This is a genomic window from Streptomonospora sediminis (assembly GCF_054778995.1).
Genome location: NZ_BAAGYZ010000146.1, coordinates 131,704 through 146,345 on the forward strand (window position 1 = coordinate 131,704; position 14,642 = coordinate 146,345).

Here is a 14,642-nt window from a genome sequence, read left to right on the forward strand (position 1 = left end):
CGGCCCGCCGCCTCAGGCCAGTTCTCGGGCCAGCAGCGGGATCTGGCCGCCGGCCAGCACGGACTCCACCTGCGCGGTCGAGAGCCGGTGGCGCAGCCGGTACTCCGCGCCCTTGGTCGCGTTGCGCACGGTCGGCTCGGCATCGGCGGGCAGCGACTCGGTGAGGCGGCCGAGGACGAGCACGTCTCCGGGGTCGATGCGGTCGTAGTCGGCGGGGTCGGTGAACTCCAGCGCCAGCACGCCGAAGTTGGCGAGGTTCTGCCAGTGGATGCGGGCAAAGGACTTCGCGATCACCGCGCGCAGCCCCAGATAGCGCGGAGCGATGGCCGCGTGCTCGCGCGAGGAGCCCTGCCCGTAGTTCTCCCCGCCGACCACCAGGTGGCCCGGCCCCTCGGCGAGCTCGCGCGCCCGGCGCGGGTAGTCCTCGTCGATCCGGGTGAAGGTGAACTCGGCCAGCTTGGGCACGTTGGAGCGGAACGGCAGCGCTTGGGCGCCCGCCGGGGAGATCTCGTCGGTCGAGACGTCGTCGCCGACCTTGAGCAGTACCGGCGCCTCGATGCGGTCGGGCAGCGGCGGGAAATCCGGCAGTGCGGAGATGTTGGGCCCCTTGACCAGTTCTTCCTGCACCTCCTCGCCGCGAGGCGGCGGTGCGAGCAGCATCCTGGTGTTGACCGAGGAGCGTTCCGGGAGCCGGAGCTTGGGATGGTCGAGCTGCAGCTGCTCGGCCAGGTCGCGCGGGTCGGTGATGGTGCCGGCGAGCGCGGCGGCGGCCGCGGTCTCCGGCGAGCACAGCCACACCGAGTCCTCCCGGGTGCCCGACCGGCCGGGGAAGTTGCGCGGGAAGGTGCGCAGCGAGTTGCGGCCCACGGCCGGGGCCTGGCCCATCCCGATGCAGCCCAGGCAGCCGGACTGGTGGATCCGGGCGCCGGCGTTGATCAGGTCGAACGTCGCGCCCATGCGGGTGAGGTCGGAGAGGATCTGGCGCGAGGACGGGTTGATGTCGAAACTGACCGCGCTGTCGGTCTGGCGGCCCTTGACCATGGCCGCGGCGACGGCGAAGTCGCGCAGCCCCGGGTTGGCCGAGGAACCGATCACGACCTGGCTGACCTCTTCGCCCGCAACCTCGCGCACCGGCACCACGTTGTCGGGCGCCGACGGCCGGGCGATCAGCGGCTCGATCGCCGACAGGTCGATTTCGTCGGTGACATCGTAGTCGGGGTCGGGATCGGCCAGCAGTTCGGTGAAGTCGTCCTCGCGGTCCTCGGCCCGCAGGAACTCGCGCACCGCCTGGTCGGCGGGGAAGACCGTTGTGGTGGCGCCCAGTTCGGCGCCCATGTTCGCGATGACGTGGCGGTCCATGGCGGTCAGCGTGTCGACGCCCGGCCCGTGGTACTCGATGATGCGGTTCAGCCCGCCTTTGACACTGTGCCGGCGCAGCATCTCCAGGATGACGTCCTTGGCCGATGTCCACTGGGGCAGTTCGCCGGTGATGCGGACCCCCCAGATCTCCGGTGCGCGGATGCGCAGCGGGCGCCCGGCGATGGCCATGGCCACCTCCAGCCCGCCTACGCCGATCGCCAGCATGCCCAGGGATCCTGCGGCGCAGGTGTGGGAGTCGGAGCCCACCATGGTCTGGCCCGGGATTCCGAAGCGCTGCATGTGGGTCGGATGCGAGACACCGTTGCCGGGTTTGGAGTACCACAACCCGTAGCGGCGCGCCGCCGAGTGCAGGAAGGCGTGGTCCTCGGCGTTCTTCTCGTCGGCCTGGAGCAGGTTGTGGTCGACGTACTGCACGCTGGCCCGGGCCCGGGTGCGGTCGAGCCCCAGCGCCTCCAGTTCCTGCATGACCAGGGTTCCGGTGGCGTCCTGGGTGAGGGTCTGGTCGACGCTCAACGCGATCGGGCGCCCGGGCACCGGTTCGCCTTCGACCAGGTGCGACTCGATCAGCTTGTGTGCGACACCGCGTCCCATCTCGCTCCTTCCCTCTCCTGTTTCGGCGGCTGACCGCACAGGCGGGCGGCAAACGGGCCGGGCGGAAACGGAAGGAACAGGGAGGGTTGACGGTGCCGAACGGCAACTTTACGATGCATGAATACTACGAAGCGTATTCGTAGTCATGGCAGTCAGTGCAGTCGTACCGAACCGCTCGAACCGGCCACCGCCATCCCCCGGATTCCCCGGGCGCGGCCCGCTGCGTCCGACCGGACCCGCGGCCCACCGTCCGCGCCGCCCCCCATGCCGGCGCCGGACCTTCCGCGGCGCAGCCGCCGTTACGCGCCCGCCGGCCGCGGCGGTCCCCCCGATCCGCTGCTTCCCCTGTACTCCCGCACCCAACCGCACTCCAGATTGTTAGCGCTAACATTCCGCGGTACCCAAGGCCACCAGCGCAAATGTCCTCCGGTGCCGCGGGACGGCGGTGCCCGCCGGCCCGGCTCGCGGCACCGCCGCCACACGTCCGTCCGACAACGAGTCCGAGGAGCCCCCTATGGCAGATCACTCCCGAACCCCCTCCGCGCTGCCGTCGCGCCGCCTGGTGCTGGGCGCCGCGCTTGCGGCCGGCGGTGCCGCCGCGGCCGCCGCAGTGGGCACGGCCCGGCCGAGCAGCGCTGCGGCCGACCTGCGCGCCGCCGCCGACTACCCGCTGCCCGGCGCGGTGACGGGGGACGTCCAAGTGCACGACCCGTCGTTCGCCAAGCGGCCCGGCGGCGGCTACCTGGTCGCCCACACCGCTCCCGACATCGCACTGAAGACCTCTGCCGACCGCACCGCTTTCAGCAACGCCGGCACGGTGTTTCCCGGCGGCGCGCCGTGGACGACCGAGTACACCGGCGGCGACCGCAACCTGTGGGCGCCGCACGTGTCGTACCTCAACGGGCGGTACTACCTGTACTACTCGGCATCCACGTTCGGTTCCAACCGGTCGGCGATCTTCCTGGCGACCAGCACCAGCGGCGACTCCGGCAGTTGGGCCAACGAAGGGCCGGTCATCGAGTCGCAGACCTCCGATGACTTCAACGCCATCGACCCGCATCTGGCCGTGGACGCCCAGGGGCGTTGGTGGCTGGCGTTCGGCTCCTACTGGTCGGGCATCAAGCTGATCCGCATCGACCCGGCGACCGGCAAGCGGCTCGACGGCACGTTCCACTCGATCGCCGGGCGCGGCGGCGACTCCATCGAGGCGCCGACCATCTTCCGGCACGGCGGCCGGTACTACCTGTTCGTGTCCTTCGGCGCGTGCTGCCAGGGTGCCGACAGCACCTACCGGATCATGGTCGGCCGGTCCTCCGCGATCACCGGGCCCTACACCGACCGCAACGGCACCCCGATGACCTCCGGCGGCGGAACAGAGATCCTGGCCGGGCACGGCGGCATCCACGGCCCCGGGCACCAGGACGTCTTCGCCGACACCGACAACGACATCCTCGCTTACCACTACTACGCCGACGACGGTACGGCGCTGCTGGGTGTCAACTGGCTCGGCTGGGACTCGGCGGGCTGGCCCTACGCGCACTGAGGCACGAGGCGCGCGGGCGCGCATCGGCGCGCGCTGACGCGCGTGCGGCGCGCCCGCCCGCGGCCCCGTCGGCGCGGGCCGGCCGCCCCGCACTTGCCCAGCGGCCGATTGCGGTGGCCGGGCACCCGGTGCGGCACGGACACCGCGGCCAGGGCCGACGCTGAGGGCCACTCCAGCGGTGCTGTGTTCCGGCGCCTGCGGACAGATGGTCTCACCCGCGGCGGCCGCATCCGGTCATCGGCGCGGCACGTGGTACCCCTCCGCCGGGGGAACACCCTTCGGCAAGTGCGGCCGCGGCGGGCGGGAGTGGCTGTGGTACATACGGTCGGGCACGTGGCACACACCGTGCACTTGCCCGGTTTGCCGGAATGGCTGCGCATTGTCGGCGCAGCGGTGCTTGCGGGCGCCGCCCTTGTCCACGCGCTGCACAGTGTGCAGATGGCCGGGCAGCGGCGGTGGTGGCACCTCGGTCACACCGCGATGGCAGCGGCCATGGCGGCGATGTATCTGCTGCCCCACATGCAGTTCGCGGTCCTCTACCAGGCGGGTCTGGTGCTGTTCGCAGGGCTGGCGGCCGTTACCGCCGCAGCCGCGGTGCGGCTGCGCTCGCACGAGGGTGCGCTGAACCCGATGTGGACGATGTCGGCGCTCGACTGCCTCGCGATGACCTGCATGCTGGCGGGTCCGGCGGTGCGGCCCGGCTGGTTGGGCCACCTGTTCGCCGCTTACCTCGCGGCAGCCTCCGCGGGGTGGATCCTGCGTGTTTTCGACCGGTTTCCCGTGTTCGCCCGCCCGCTACCCGCGGCGGCCGGCGCCGCAGGCGGTCCAGCAGGTCCGGCGCTGCTGTCGGCCCACCCGGGCGCCGGTTCCGGCGCGCTTGCCCGCTCGCGGATGTCGGTTGCGCTCACCCTGGCCGTGATGGCGGCGGCCATGGCGCACATGCTCACCGCCATGTGATCCGCCCGCTGCGGCGGTACCGGTGCCGAACGGGTGTCCGCGGCGGCGACCGGAATGTGCAGGTCTTGCCGGCCATGGGGGCGAACCGGGCCGCCGCTACGGGGCCGGCCGCAAGCCCGGTTCGGGAACCGCCGATCACCGTGCGGCTTCCGGCCTGCGCCGGGACTTGCCCGGCGCACGCGCGCGGTTGTACGGGACCGGTGGCAAAGCCCCCGGGTAGGTGGACCGGATCCGGTACCCGTGCTCTTGGGGAACTTTTCCGGTGTCCACAATCGGACCCGCCGGGCCCGCCTCCCGCGCCGCGCCGCCGAGTTTCCCGCCTATCCTGGAGCCACTGGGCGCGGGCCGGCGTCCCGCTGCCTTGCAGCGAACGAAATAGCCGTTCGGTGGCCATTCCCCAGCGATGCAACCCCCTGGAGCACCCCCCTATGCCCATCCCCTTCTCCCTGAAGGACGACGACCCTGCCGAGATCGGCGGACTCCGCCTGATCGGCCGCCTCGGAACGGGAGGCCAGGGGACCGTTTATCTTGCCGAACCCGGGAACGGCGGAGCCCCGGTTGCCGTCAAGTGCCTGAACCCCGAAGCGCTGGAGGAACCCCGCGTCCGGCAGCGGTTCATCCGCGAGGCCGAAGCGGCACGGCAGGTCGCCTCTTTCTGCACCGCGGCCGTGCTGGCGGCCGACTTCGAGGCCGAATCCCCCTACATCGTCAGCGAGTACGTCGAGGGGCGATCGCTGTCCCAGCGCATCCGCCAGGACGGCCCCATGTCCGGCGGCGACCTCAGCCGCCTTGCCGTCGCCACAGCCACGGCGCTGGTCGCGATCCACGAGGCCGGTATCGTGCACCGCGACTTCAAGCCCGGCAACGTTCTGTTGGGCGACGGCGGGGCACGGGTGATCGACTTCGGGATCGCCCAGAGCACCGAAAGCAGCGGTACCCTGACCAATTCCCCGATCGGAACGCCGCCGTTCATGGCGCCCGAACAGATCGCCGGCGGCTTTGCCGTGGCAGCTTCGGACGTGTTCGCCTGGGGTGCGGTCCTGGTGTATGCGGCGACCGGCGCATCGCCGTTCAGCGCCGACACGGTGCCCAACGTGCTGCACAAGGTCTTGCACACCGAGCCCGACCTGAGCGCGCTTCCGGACGAGTTGCGCCCGTTGGCCGCAAAGGCACTCGACAAGGACCCCGCCGCGCGGCCCAATTCGGTGGATGTGCTGATGGCACTGCTGGGCCGCCAGGGCCGCTCCACCGACCCGGGCAGCGTCCACGACGCGATACGTGCGGCGCACACCGCTGTGGTCGGCGGCGACACAACCGCACCGGCCACGTTCACGACCACCCAGCACCCGCCCTCCGGCGGGTCCGGCGCCCCCGCACCGAAAAACCGCAGAAGACCCTGGCTGGTAGGTATCGGCGCTGTTCTGGCCGTCGGCCTGCTCACGGGGGTGGCTGCGGCGGGCGCGGTGCTCGGCAACGCCCTGGGCCCCCTCGACACCAGTGCGGCCGGCAGCGGGCACCCGACCGCCCCGCAGACCGGCGGCGGAGGCAGCCCGGAACCCTCCGCCAGCGGCGGAACCACTGAGGCCACGAGCGGCGACGAGGGCGCGGCGCCCAAAGGCGGCGGAAACGCCGGGGCCGAGGCCGGGGCCGAAAACGCAACCCCCGAGAACGACACATCCGGCGCCCCGGACGAAACCGCAGGCGGTGCACCCGCCGGGCAGCCCGCGAGCATCTACGACGTCGCGGTCGGCGACTGCTTCAACGATTACGGCGAGGACGACACGACCGATGTCTACCTCATCGATTGCGCGGAGCCGCACAAATACGAGCTGTACGCCGCGGTCCAACTCGACGGCGACCGCGCATGGCCGGGAGACACCACCGTGGGCGAGGAGGCGGACGTGGCATGCCGCGGCGAGGCGTTCACCTCCTATGTGGGTGTCGGCTACATGGCGTCCGACTATTACGAGCTGACATACACACCCACCGAGAGCGGCTGGCAGAACGGCGACTACGAGGTCCTCTGCGCCGCCTACAGCGATGCCGGCGCGACCACCGGCTCCATCGCAGGCACCGCGCAATAGCCCCCCGCGCGCCATCCCCGTCCCGCCCGAACCCGGCCGCGTTCCGCGCTCGCCCGTAAACCCGGAACGCCCCTGCCCTCCGCCCCGCTGCGGGCGGGACACGGGGCAGGGGCGGTGGGGCGGTCGGGTGGGTCAGGCGGGGGCGCCGATGGTGATGCCGAAGACCTCCAGGACCGAGTAGACACCCAGGAGCGCGATCAGCGTGCTGCTGATGACCAGGGCCGCGTTCAGCCACATGTTGCCCCGGAACCGTTTGTCGACCTCGGTGGTCCGGAGTTTCCATACGGCGATCACCACCGCCAGCAGGAAGACGCCGCCGGCGACCCCGCCGATCTGCACCATGAGTACCGGCGCCTGCAGGAACAGGAAGAAGGCGGCCCACAGCGGAGGCAGGCAGCAGGTCAGGATGCGGATCGTTCGGGTGCGGGCCTTCATGTCGGTCCAGTCGATGACACCCAGCAGGCCCAGCGTGTTGGTCCACAGCCGCGGCACGCTCGCGGTGGAGCCGACGTTGGTGGAGTACAGCACCGCGATCGCACCCACGAGGAACACGGTCATGCCCCATTCGCCCATGGTGTCGGTGTAGATCCGGGCGAGCGTCGAGATCATCGCGTTGCCCTCGGGTACGAGGTTCTGCGGGTGCAGCACCGCGGCGCCGATCACGTAGAACGACAGCGTGCAGATGGTGCACACCAGCCACGACACCAGGACGTCGAGCCGCATCACCCGCAGCCAGCCCTCCGCGCGGCGGGCGCGCTCCTCGGAACCGTCGTCGGGGCCGGTCCAGCGGGCGTAGCCCTTTTCCAAGCACCAGTAGGTGTAGGTGGTCATCTCATCGGCGCCGACGCCGGTCAGCCCGAACATGGCGACCGCGACTCCCACGGTGCCGGCGGGGATCATGAAGCTCAGGCCGGTCGCGAGCTCGTCGGTGCCGTAGGCGAAGTCGGTGAGCGGCAGCCCCAGCGCGAGCAGCACGATGGAGGCCGTGAAGATCACCACGGCGGTGACGGTGAACCGTTCGACCACGCTGTACTTGCCGCTCTGCAGCAGCCCGACCGTGGTGGCCATGACCACCACCGCCCAGAAGGCCAGCGACCCGAAGCTCAGCGGTTCGCCGAAGACCGGCCAGATCAGGGACAGCGCCGAGGCGACGCCGCCGATGATGCCGCCGCGCTGCAGCATCTTGGCGAAGTCCATGCCGATCCACAGCCAGTTGATCCAACCGACAGGGCCGATCTTGGGGCCGACCTGGCTGAAGCCCTCCAACGCGGGCTTGCCGGTGAGGATGGTCCAGCGGGCGAGCTCCATCTGGATCCACACCTTGACCCCGGTGGAGATCACGACCAGCCACAGCAGGACGAATCCGGCCTGGGCGCCCAGCGAGGTGGTGACGATCAGTTCACCGGAGCCGACCACCGCCGCCGAGAGCACGAGCCCCGGTCCCAGGCGGCGCAGTCTCCCGCGGAAGGTGGTCGGCGGCGCCTGCACGTCCTGGGCGCGCAGCGCATAGGGGTCGGCGACGTCCGGCGGTGGCGCCGCCGGCGGGGTTTCCTTGGACATGGCACGGTTCCTCTCCGCCCGGGATGCCACCGGGCGATCGGGGGATGGCAGCGGGTCGGGCGCTGGGCCCGGACTGCGCGGAAACGCAGAGGCGGTAACGGGGAAATACGGGTGCGGGCCGGCGCCGCCGCGGGCGAGCAGGGCGGCGGCGCCGGTCGTGGTGGGGCGGGCGGCGCGCGGTGGCGCGCTCAGACCGCCGCGTGGCGGGGCTCGTCGCCGCGCAGCACGCGTACGACGTCCTCGGCGACCATGGCGCCCATGTTGCGGTTGGCTTCGTGGGTGCAGGCGCCGATGTGCGATGTCAGCACCACGTTGGGTGCGGTGCGCAACGGGCTGGCGCCGTCGAGCGGTTCGCGCCCGAACGCGTCAAGGGCCGCTGCGGCCAGGTGGCCGCTGTGCAGCAGGCCGGCCAGGGCGTCCTCGTCGACCAGGCCGCCGCGCGCGGCGTTGACCAGGCACGCGCCCTGCTTCATCGAGCCCAGCGCCGCGCGGTCCAGCAGCGGCCCGTCGCCGCCGCCCGGCAGGTGCAGGCTCACGAAGTCGCCCTCGGCCAGGCACTCCTGCAGCCCGAGCGGCCGCACACCGTGCTCGGCGAAGGCGGCCTCCTCCAGGAACGGGTCGTGGGCCACGACGTCCATCCCGAAGGCGCGGGCGTAGCCGGCGAGCAGGCGCCCGATGCGGCCGAACCCGATGACGGCCAGGGTCCGCCCGGCCAGCTCCGGGCCGAAGTGCTTGGGCCAGCCGCCCCCGAGCACCTCGGTGTGGGTGCGGGTGATCCTGCGGGCGGCGTCCAGCAGCAGGCCGAAGGTCAACTCGGCCACGGCCCGGCTGTTGCTGCCGGGCGCGAAGACGACCCGGATCCCGCGTTCGCGGGCGGCGCCGAGGTCGATGTTGTCGACCCCGACCCCGTGCTTGGCGACGACCTTCAGCCGGGGTGCGGCCGCCAGCAGGTCGGCGGTGATGTCGTCGAGCCCGACGACGAGCGCGTCGGTGTCGGCGATGCGGCTGCGCAGCTCGGCCGCCGGCAGCGGTGCGGTGCCGGCCGGGCGGACGGCTTCGCCCGCCTGTTCCAGGATGCGCCACGGCTCGTCGGAGAACCGGCCGAACGTGGGCGTGGTGATCAGTGTCCGGGGCACGGCGCCGCCACCTCCCGCTGTTGCACGCGGGCCGCGCCGGTGGGCCGGCTCACGGCTGGTCCTCGCCGCTCGCCGCGGCCAGGTGGTGCCTGGCGGCCTGCTCCAGGTGCACCAGGTCGGAGGCGACCGTGGCAAAGGTGTAGCCCTCGGTGAGGCGCCGGGCGGCCGTGGCGCCGTCGGGGGTGTGGATCCCCGCGGCGATGCCGGCCGCGGCGGCGGCGCTGCTCACCCGGGCCACTGCGGCGCCGAATGCCTCGGCGGCGCCGGGGTCGTTGGGGAACGCGCCGCCCACCGCCAGGGACAGGTCGGACGGCCCCACGTAGACGCCGTCGAGCCCGGGTACGGCGCAGATCTCCTCGACGTTGGCCAGGCCCTGGGGTGTCTCGATCATCGCCAGGACCAGGGTGCCGGCATTGGCCTCGGCGGGTTTGGGGCCGATGCGCAGCATCGCGCGCATGGGGCCGTAGGAGCGGACCCCGTGCGGCGGGTAGCGGGTTGCGGCGACGGCCGCGGCGGCGTCCTCGGCGGTGTCGACCATCGGGACGATGACCCCGCCGGCGCCGGCGTCCAGCGCGCGGCCGATCCCGGCGGGCTCGTTGGACTCGACCCGGACCAGGCCGACCGATCGGCCGCCCGCGTCCACCGCCATCAGGCCGTTCAGCAGGCCCGAATAGCCGAACAGCCCGTGCTGGGCGTCGAAGGCCACGTAGTCGTAGCCGAGCCGGGCGATGCGCTCGGCGGCGACCGGCGCGTCAACGACCATCCAGTAGCCGACGGCCCTCTCGCGGGCGCGGATCCTGCGGGCGAACTCAGCCGCGCTCATGCGCAACTCATCTCCTCTGGCAATGGGAGCGGTCAGGGGTGGTGGGGGGCGGCGGTGGCGGCACGTGCCGGTACCGGTGCGGCTTCAGCGGTTGTAGGCCGGCATGGGGCCGCGCAGCGAAGCGCCGACAGCGTCGCAGGCCGCGATGGTGTCGGCGGGCAGCGGACCCGCCGCCGCGGCGGCGAGGTTGGCGCGGAGCTGCTCGCTGCGCGAGCCGCCGAGCAGCAGCGCACCGGTCGCGGGCCTGCTCAGCAGCCAGCGCAGCGACAGGTCGGTCAGGCTCAGGCCGGCGCCGTCGGCGATGCGCGCCAGTTCGCCGACCGCCTCGAACAGCGCGGGTTCCCAGTAGCGCTCGCGGTACATGGCGGCGATGCGGGAGTCGCCGAAGCGCCCTGAGTCGGGGGAGGCGCTGTAGCGGTGGCGGCCGGTGAGCAGGCCGCCGGCCAGCGGGTTGTAGACCATGGTGAGCAGGCCGGTGGCAGCGGCGAACTCGGTGTACTCCTCCTCGACCCGGCGGGCGAGCAGGTTGTACAGCTGCTGGGCGATGACGGGCCGCGGCGCGCCGGTCGCATCGGCCGCGCTGTTGAGCTCGGCGATCTGCCAGGCCGCGTAGTTGGAGACGGCCAGCGCCCCGATCTTGCCCTCGGCCACCAGTTCGGCGACGGCCCCCAGCGTTTCGGCCGGGCTTGTGGCGCGGTCGGGCTGGTGCAGGTAGAACAGGTCGACATGGTCGGTGCCGAGGCGCTTGAGGCTGCCTTCAAGGCTCGCGCGCAGCCCGGCGGGCGAGAGCGGAGCGTGGTCGCCGGCGTCGGGGTGCGGGATTCCGGCCTTGGTTGCCAGCACCACGCGGTCGCGGCGCGAGGCCAGCAGCCGGCCGAGGATCGCCTCGCTGGCGCCGCCCGCGTACCCGTTGGCGGTGTCGACGGCGTTGACACCCGAGTCCAGGGCGAGGTCGAGCATCTCGGCGGCGCCGTCCTCGCTGACCGTGTCGCCGAAGGTCATGGTGCCCAACACGAGCCGCGACATCGGTTGGGCCACCCCGGGGAGCCGAACCGGGCCGCCGGCCGCGGGGCTCGGGCTGGATGTCATCGGGTGCCTCCTTGGATCGGCCTCCGCGCGGGCCGGTGCTGCGCGGAGCTACTCCTGTTACTCGGGTCACGTAGGAACCGCTTTTTAATCACTAATGCTGACATTGGCACGATTGCGTGTTGTGCGCAATACTCATAGCGTGATTCACGCAATATTGGTTGCCGGTCACCGGCCGTGCGGGTAGCGCGGATGCCCGTGAGTCCGGGCCGGGTGCGCGCGGATCTGTCCCGCCCGCTGCGCGCCGCTCGCACTTTCACGTCGGTAGATGCCTGCAGTCGCATGCAACGGCAGCGGCGGCGCGCCCGGTGCTGCGTTCCGGCGCCGGCCCGCGGGCGGAGTGAGGGAGCGCGCAACTTGCGGTCCGGTTCTGCGTACAACGCGCAATCGGTGGTGCCCATGCGGGCGGCACGGCCCCCGCGCGGGAGCAGCCGGTCCCGCCCGCCCGCGCCGGGCCGGAAGGCGGTACCGGCCCTCGGTACCATGAGCCGGGCCGGGCGCACGGGTGTGCCGACCCGCCCGTCGGATACGAGAGGACGTGCATGTCCCGCGGAACCAAGGCGCGGCGCGACGCAATCGTGCAGCTCGCCACGACGACCGGGCTCGCCAGCGTCGAAGAGCTCTCCGCCAGGTTCGGAGTGACCGCCTCGACCATCCGGCGCGACCTGGCCCACCTGGAGTCCGACGGCCGGCTGGCCCGCACCTACGGCGGCGTCATGCCGCTGATCGCCCACCCCGAGGCATCGCTGCGGCAACGGCTCGGCGAGGCGTTCGAGGCCAAACGGGCGATCGCCACCTGGGCCGCGGGCGAGGTCAGCGCGGGCGAAACCGTCCTGCTCGACTCCGGATCGACGACCGCGGCCGTGGCCCACGAACTGCGCGGCGTACGCGACCTCACCGTGGCGACCACCGGCCTCACCGCGCTGGAGGAACTGGTCGGTGCCGAGGACGTGCGCGTGGAATGCCTCGGCGGCACGCTGCGCCACCTCAGCCAGGGACTCTTCGGCCCGCACACCGAGGCCGCGCTGAGCCGGATGACCTTCGACCGCGTCTTCCTCGGCGCCGACGCCGTCACCGCCGAAGACGGTATCTGCGAAGCGACCCTGGAACAGACCCGCCTCAAAGAACTGATGGCCCAGCGCTCCGAACGGGTCTACGTGCTGGTGCACGCCGCCAAGCTCGGCCGCCGCCCCTTCCACGCCTGGGCCCGGCTGCCGGAGCGCTGGACCCTGGTCACCGACGCCGGTGCGGGCCCCGCCGCCCTGGCCCCCTTTGCAGTGGCGGGCATCGACGTCGTCGTCGCGGGCCCCGACGGCACCGCGCTGCGGCCGCAGGGCGCACGCGAGGCGTGAGGCCCGCAGGGCCGGTGCCGACCGATCCCGTCGAGCATGCGGAAATGCCCGGATCCGGCGCCAGATCTGGTTATTTCCGCGTGCTCGCTGCCGTGCACCGGAAACGGGCATAAGGGATCACTCGGGCACCACCGTGCCCTGTGCTTTCCTGTACCAGGTCATTAGCCTGCGTACATGATGCACAACGCCGCACCTTCCGGTTCCGGTGCGGGCCACGCCGGTGCCGACCATGCCCGCGCGGTCATCGACTCCCGGGGCAGGGTCCGCAGTTCGCCCCCGGGCTTCCTCGCCGCCCACACCGTGTTGGGCGGCCACCTGCGCGCCGCGCACCGCCAGCGCCTGGGGGAGCAGCACTACCTCTACCTCGACGACCGCGGCACCGCGTGGCGGATCACCGTCGAATCCGACGCCACCTCCACCGCCCGGCGCGGCACCGCCCTGCACGCCGACCGCATGAGCGCTCCCTACGGCCTGACAGCGCGCGAACTGCTGATCCTCACCCTGGTCACCGGCGGGCTCACCAACGCCCAGATCGCCGAACGGCTCTCGATCGCCCGCCGCACCGTCGCCACCCACGTCGAACACATCCTGGCCAAGCTGGGCCAGCCCACCCGGTCGGCGGCTGCGGCGATCGCCATCGGGCACGGCCTGCTCGTGCTGCCGCTGCCCCCGGGCACCGCACTGGACGCGCTGCCGCTGCGCAGGCTCGACGCCCCCGACCCCGCGGCCCCGGCCGATCCCGGTGGCGGAGGTGCCGACCGGACCCCGCAGGAGACCGCGGCGGCGGCGCCCGCACCCGCCGGGCCCGCCGGTATACAGCGGCGGCTGCGCCGGCGCCCCCTCTACCTCGGCTCCCTCTACCCGCTGCACGGCCCCTCGCTGGAGGACGGCCGCGCCATGCGCACCGGAGCCCAACTGGCGATCAGCGAACTCAACAGCCGGGGCGGCGTCGGCGGACGCCGGGTCGAGCACGTCGTGGCGACCGCCGACCTCGCCGACGCCGGCGGCACCGGCGCCGCACTCGACCGCCTGCTCGACGCCGACGTCGACGCGGTCACCTTGGGATACCTCGCGCCCGCCCAGCAGGAACGCGTGTTCTCCCGGGTGGCCGAGCACGGCGCTCCGCTGCTGCACACCATGGTCGCCGTCGCCGGATCCGAACTCGTGGCCGCCGACCCCGCCCGCTTCGGCCGCACCTTCCAGGTCTGCGCCGCCGAGGACGCCTACATCTCCGGGTTCCTGCGCACCGTCAGCGACCTGCGCGACCAGGGCCGCTGGCGCCCCGCCAACCGCCGCCTGGTCCTGGTGCTGCGCGACACCCTGCGCCCCGACCACGGCGACCTGGAGCAGGCCGCGCACCGGCACGGCTGGGAGACCGCCGAGGTGGTGACCGTCCCCAACATCGGCGCCGACTGGGGCCGGGTGCTGGACCGGGTGCGGGCGCAGGAACCCGCCGCCGTGCTGCTGACCAGCTACGTCGAATCCGAACTGCGGGCGTTTTTGGGCGCGTTCGCCGCAGCGCCGACCCCGACCCTGCTGTACACGGTCTGGACCCCCTCCATCCCCGGATTCCTCGCCCGCAGCGGCCCCGAAGCCGACGGTCTGCTGTGGTCCACCGTCGTCGGCACCTACGACGACATGATCGGCAGCGCATTCAACCGCCGGTACCGGCGCAGCCACGCCGCCGACCCCGGCCAGGCCAGTGCCGGGGTGCACTACGACATGGTGCACCTGCTCGCCGCGGCCTGGCAGCGCGCGAGCCGGCCCTGGGCCCACGACGAGGTCGCCGACGCGCTGCGGACGAGCGTGTACCGCGGCGTGGCCGGCGCCTACTACTTCGGCGGACCGGGGCAGCGCGGGCTGTCCTTCCCCGACGACACCGGCGACCCGTCCCTCGCCCACGCCCACCTCGTCTACCAGGTCAGCGGCGGCGAACACCGGCTGATCGCCCCCGGCGCCTACGCCACCAGCGCCTTCACTGCGCCCCCCTGGCCGGCCTGAGACCGCGGCGGCGCCACCGCGGCCGACCCGCGCGATCCCGCCGCTCGCGGTCCGCCCGCTCGCGGTCCCGCAACCCGCCGCCCATCCGCCGGCCACCCATCGGTCATCCGACCGATGCCGGCCGGCCCT

General features: G+C 72.6%; 10 protein-coding genes. 5 read left to right on the forward strand and 5 right to left on the reverse strand.

Annotation, left to right across the window (positions count from 1 at the left end; all coding sequences use genetic code 11):
• Positions 1-12: 12 nt before the first annotated feature.
• Positions 13-1,971, reverse strand: coding sequence for an aconitate hydratase (locus ACYVD5_RS27675; RefSeq protein ID WP_461004105.1), 1,959 nt, complete (start codon positions 1,969-1,971; stop codon positions 13-15).
• Between the two features lie 514 nt (positions 1,972-2,485).
• On the opposite strand from ACYVD5_RS27675, the gene ACYVD5_RS27680 reads away from it, so the two are divergent.
• The 3 genes from ACYVD5_RS27680 (at position 2,486) to ACYVD5_RS27690 (ending at position 6,555) form a co-directional block, all read left to right on the forward strand.
• Positions 2,486-3,514, forward strand: coding sequence for an arabinan endo-1,5-alpha-L-arabinosidase (locus ACYVD5_RS27680; RefSeq protein WP_461004106.1), 1,029 nt, complete (start codon positions 2,486-2,488; stop codon positions 3,512-3,514).
• 333 nt (positions 3,515-3,847) lie between these two features.
• Entirely contained in the window at positions 3,848-4,471 is a 624-nt protein-coding gene (locus tag ACYVD5_RS27685; protein ID WP_461004107.1) for a hypothetical protein, read from the forward strand.
• A 428-nt stretch (positions 4,472-4,899) separates the two neighbouring features.
• Positions 4,900-6,555, forward strand: a complete 1,656-nt coding sequence (locus tag ACYVD5_RS27690; protein WP_461004108.1) for a serine/threonine-protein kinase — start codon at positions 4,900-4,902, stop codon at positions 6,553-6,555.
• Between the two features lie 132 nt (positions 6,556-6,687).
• On the opposite strand, the gene ACYVD5_RS27695 is transcribed toward ACYVD5_RS27690, so the two are convergent.
• From ACYVD5_RS27695 to ACYVD5_RS27710, 4 genes are all read right to left on the reverse strand, one after another.
• The gene (locus ACYVD5_RS27695) at positions 6,688-8,115 is read right to left on the reverse strand and encodes an Nramp family divalent metal transporter (RefSeq protein ID WP_461004109.1); all 1,428 of its coding nucleotides are present in this window, start codon (positions 8,113-8,115) and stop codon (positions 6,688-6,690) included.
• A gap of 188 nt (positions 8,116-8,303) precedes the next feature.
• Positions 8,304-9,251, reverse strand: a complete 948-nt coding sequence (locus ACYVD5_RS27700; RefSeq protein WP_461004110.1) for a phosphoglycerate dehydrogenase — start codon at positions 9,249-9,251, stop codon at positions 8,304-8,306.
• Positions 9,252-9,300: 49 nt separating this feature from the next.
• Positions 9,301-10,074: an HpcH/HpaI aldolase family protein gene (locus tag ACYVD5_RS27705; RefSeq protein ID WP_461004111.1), complete on the reverse strand. Its 774-nt coding sequence runs from the start codon at positions 10,072-10,074 to the stop codon at positions 9,301-9,303.
• 84 nt (positions 10,075-10,158) lie between these two features.
• On the reverse strand, positions 10,159-11,163 hold the full coding sequence (locus tag ACYVD5_RS27710; protein WP_461004112.1) for an aldo/keto reductase: 1,005 nt from the start codon (positions 11,161-11,163) through the stop codon (positions 10,159-10,161).
• 539 nt (positions 11,164-11,702) lie between these two features.
• Between ACYVD5_RS27710 and ACYVD5_RS27715 the strand changes: the two genes are divergently transcribed.
• On the forward strand, positions 11,703-12,512 hold the full coding sequence (locus ACYVD5_RS27715; protein WP_461004113.1) for a DeoR/GlpR family DNA-binding transcription regulator: 810 nt from the start codon (positions 11,703-11,705) through the stop codon (positions 12,510-12,512).
• Between the two features lie 174 nt (positions 12,513-12,686).
• A complete protein-coding gene (locus ACYVD5_RS27720; RefSeq protein WP_461004114.1) occupies positions 12,687-14,513 on the forward strand; it encodes an ABC transporter substrate-binding protein in 1,827 nt (608 codons plus the stop codon).
• The last annotated feature ends 129 nt before the right edge of the window (positions 14,514-14,642 follow it).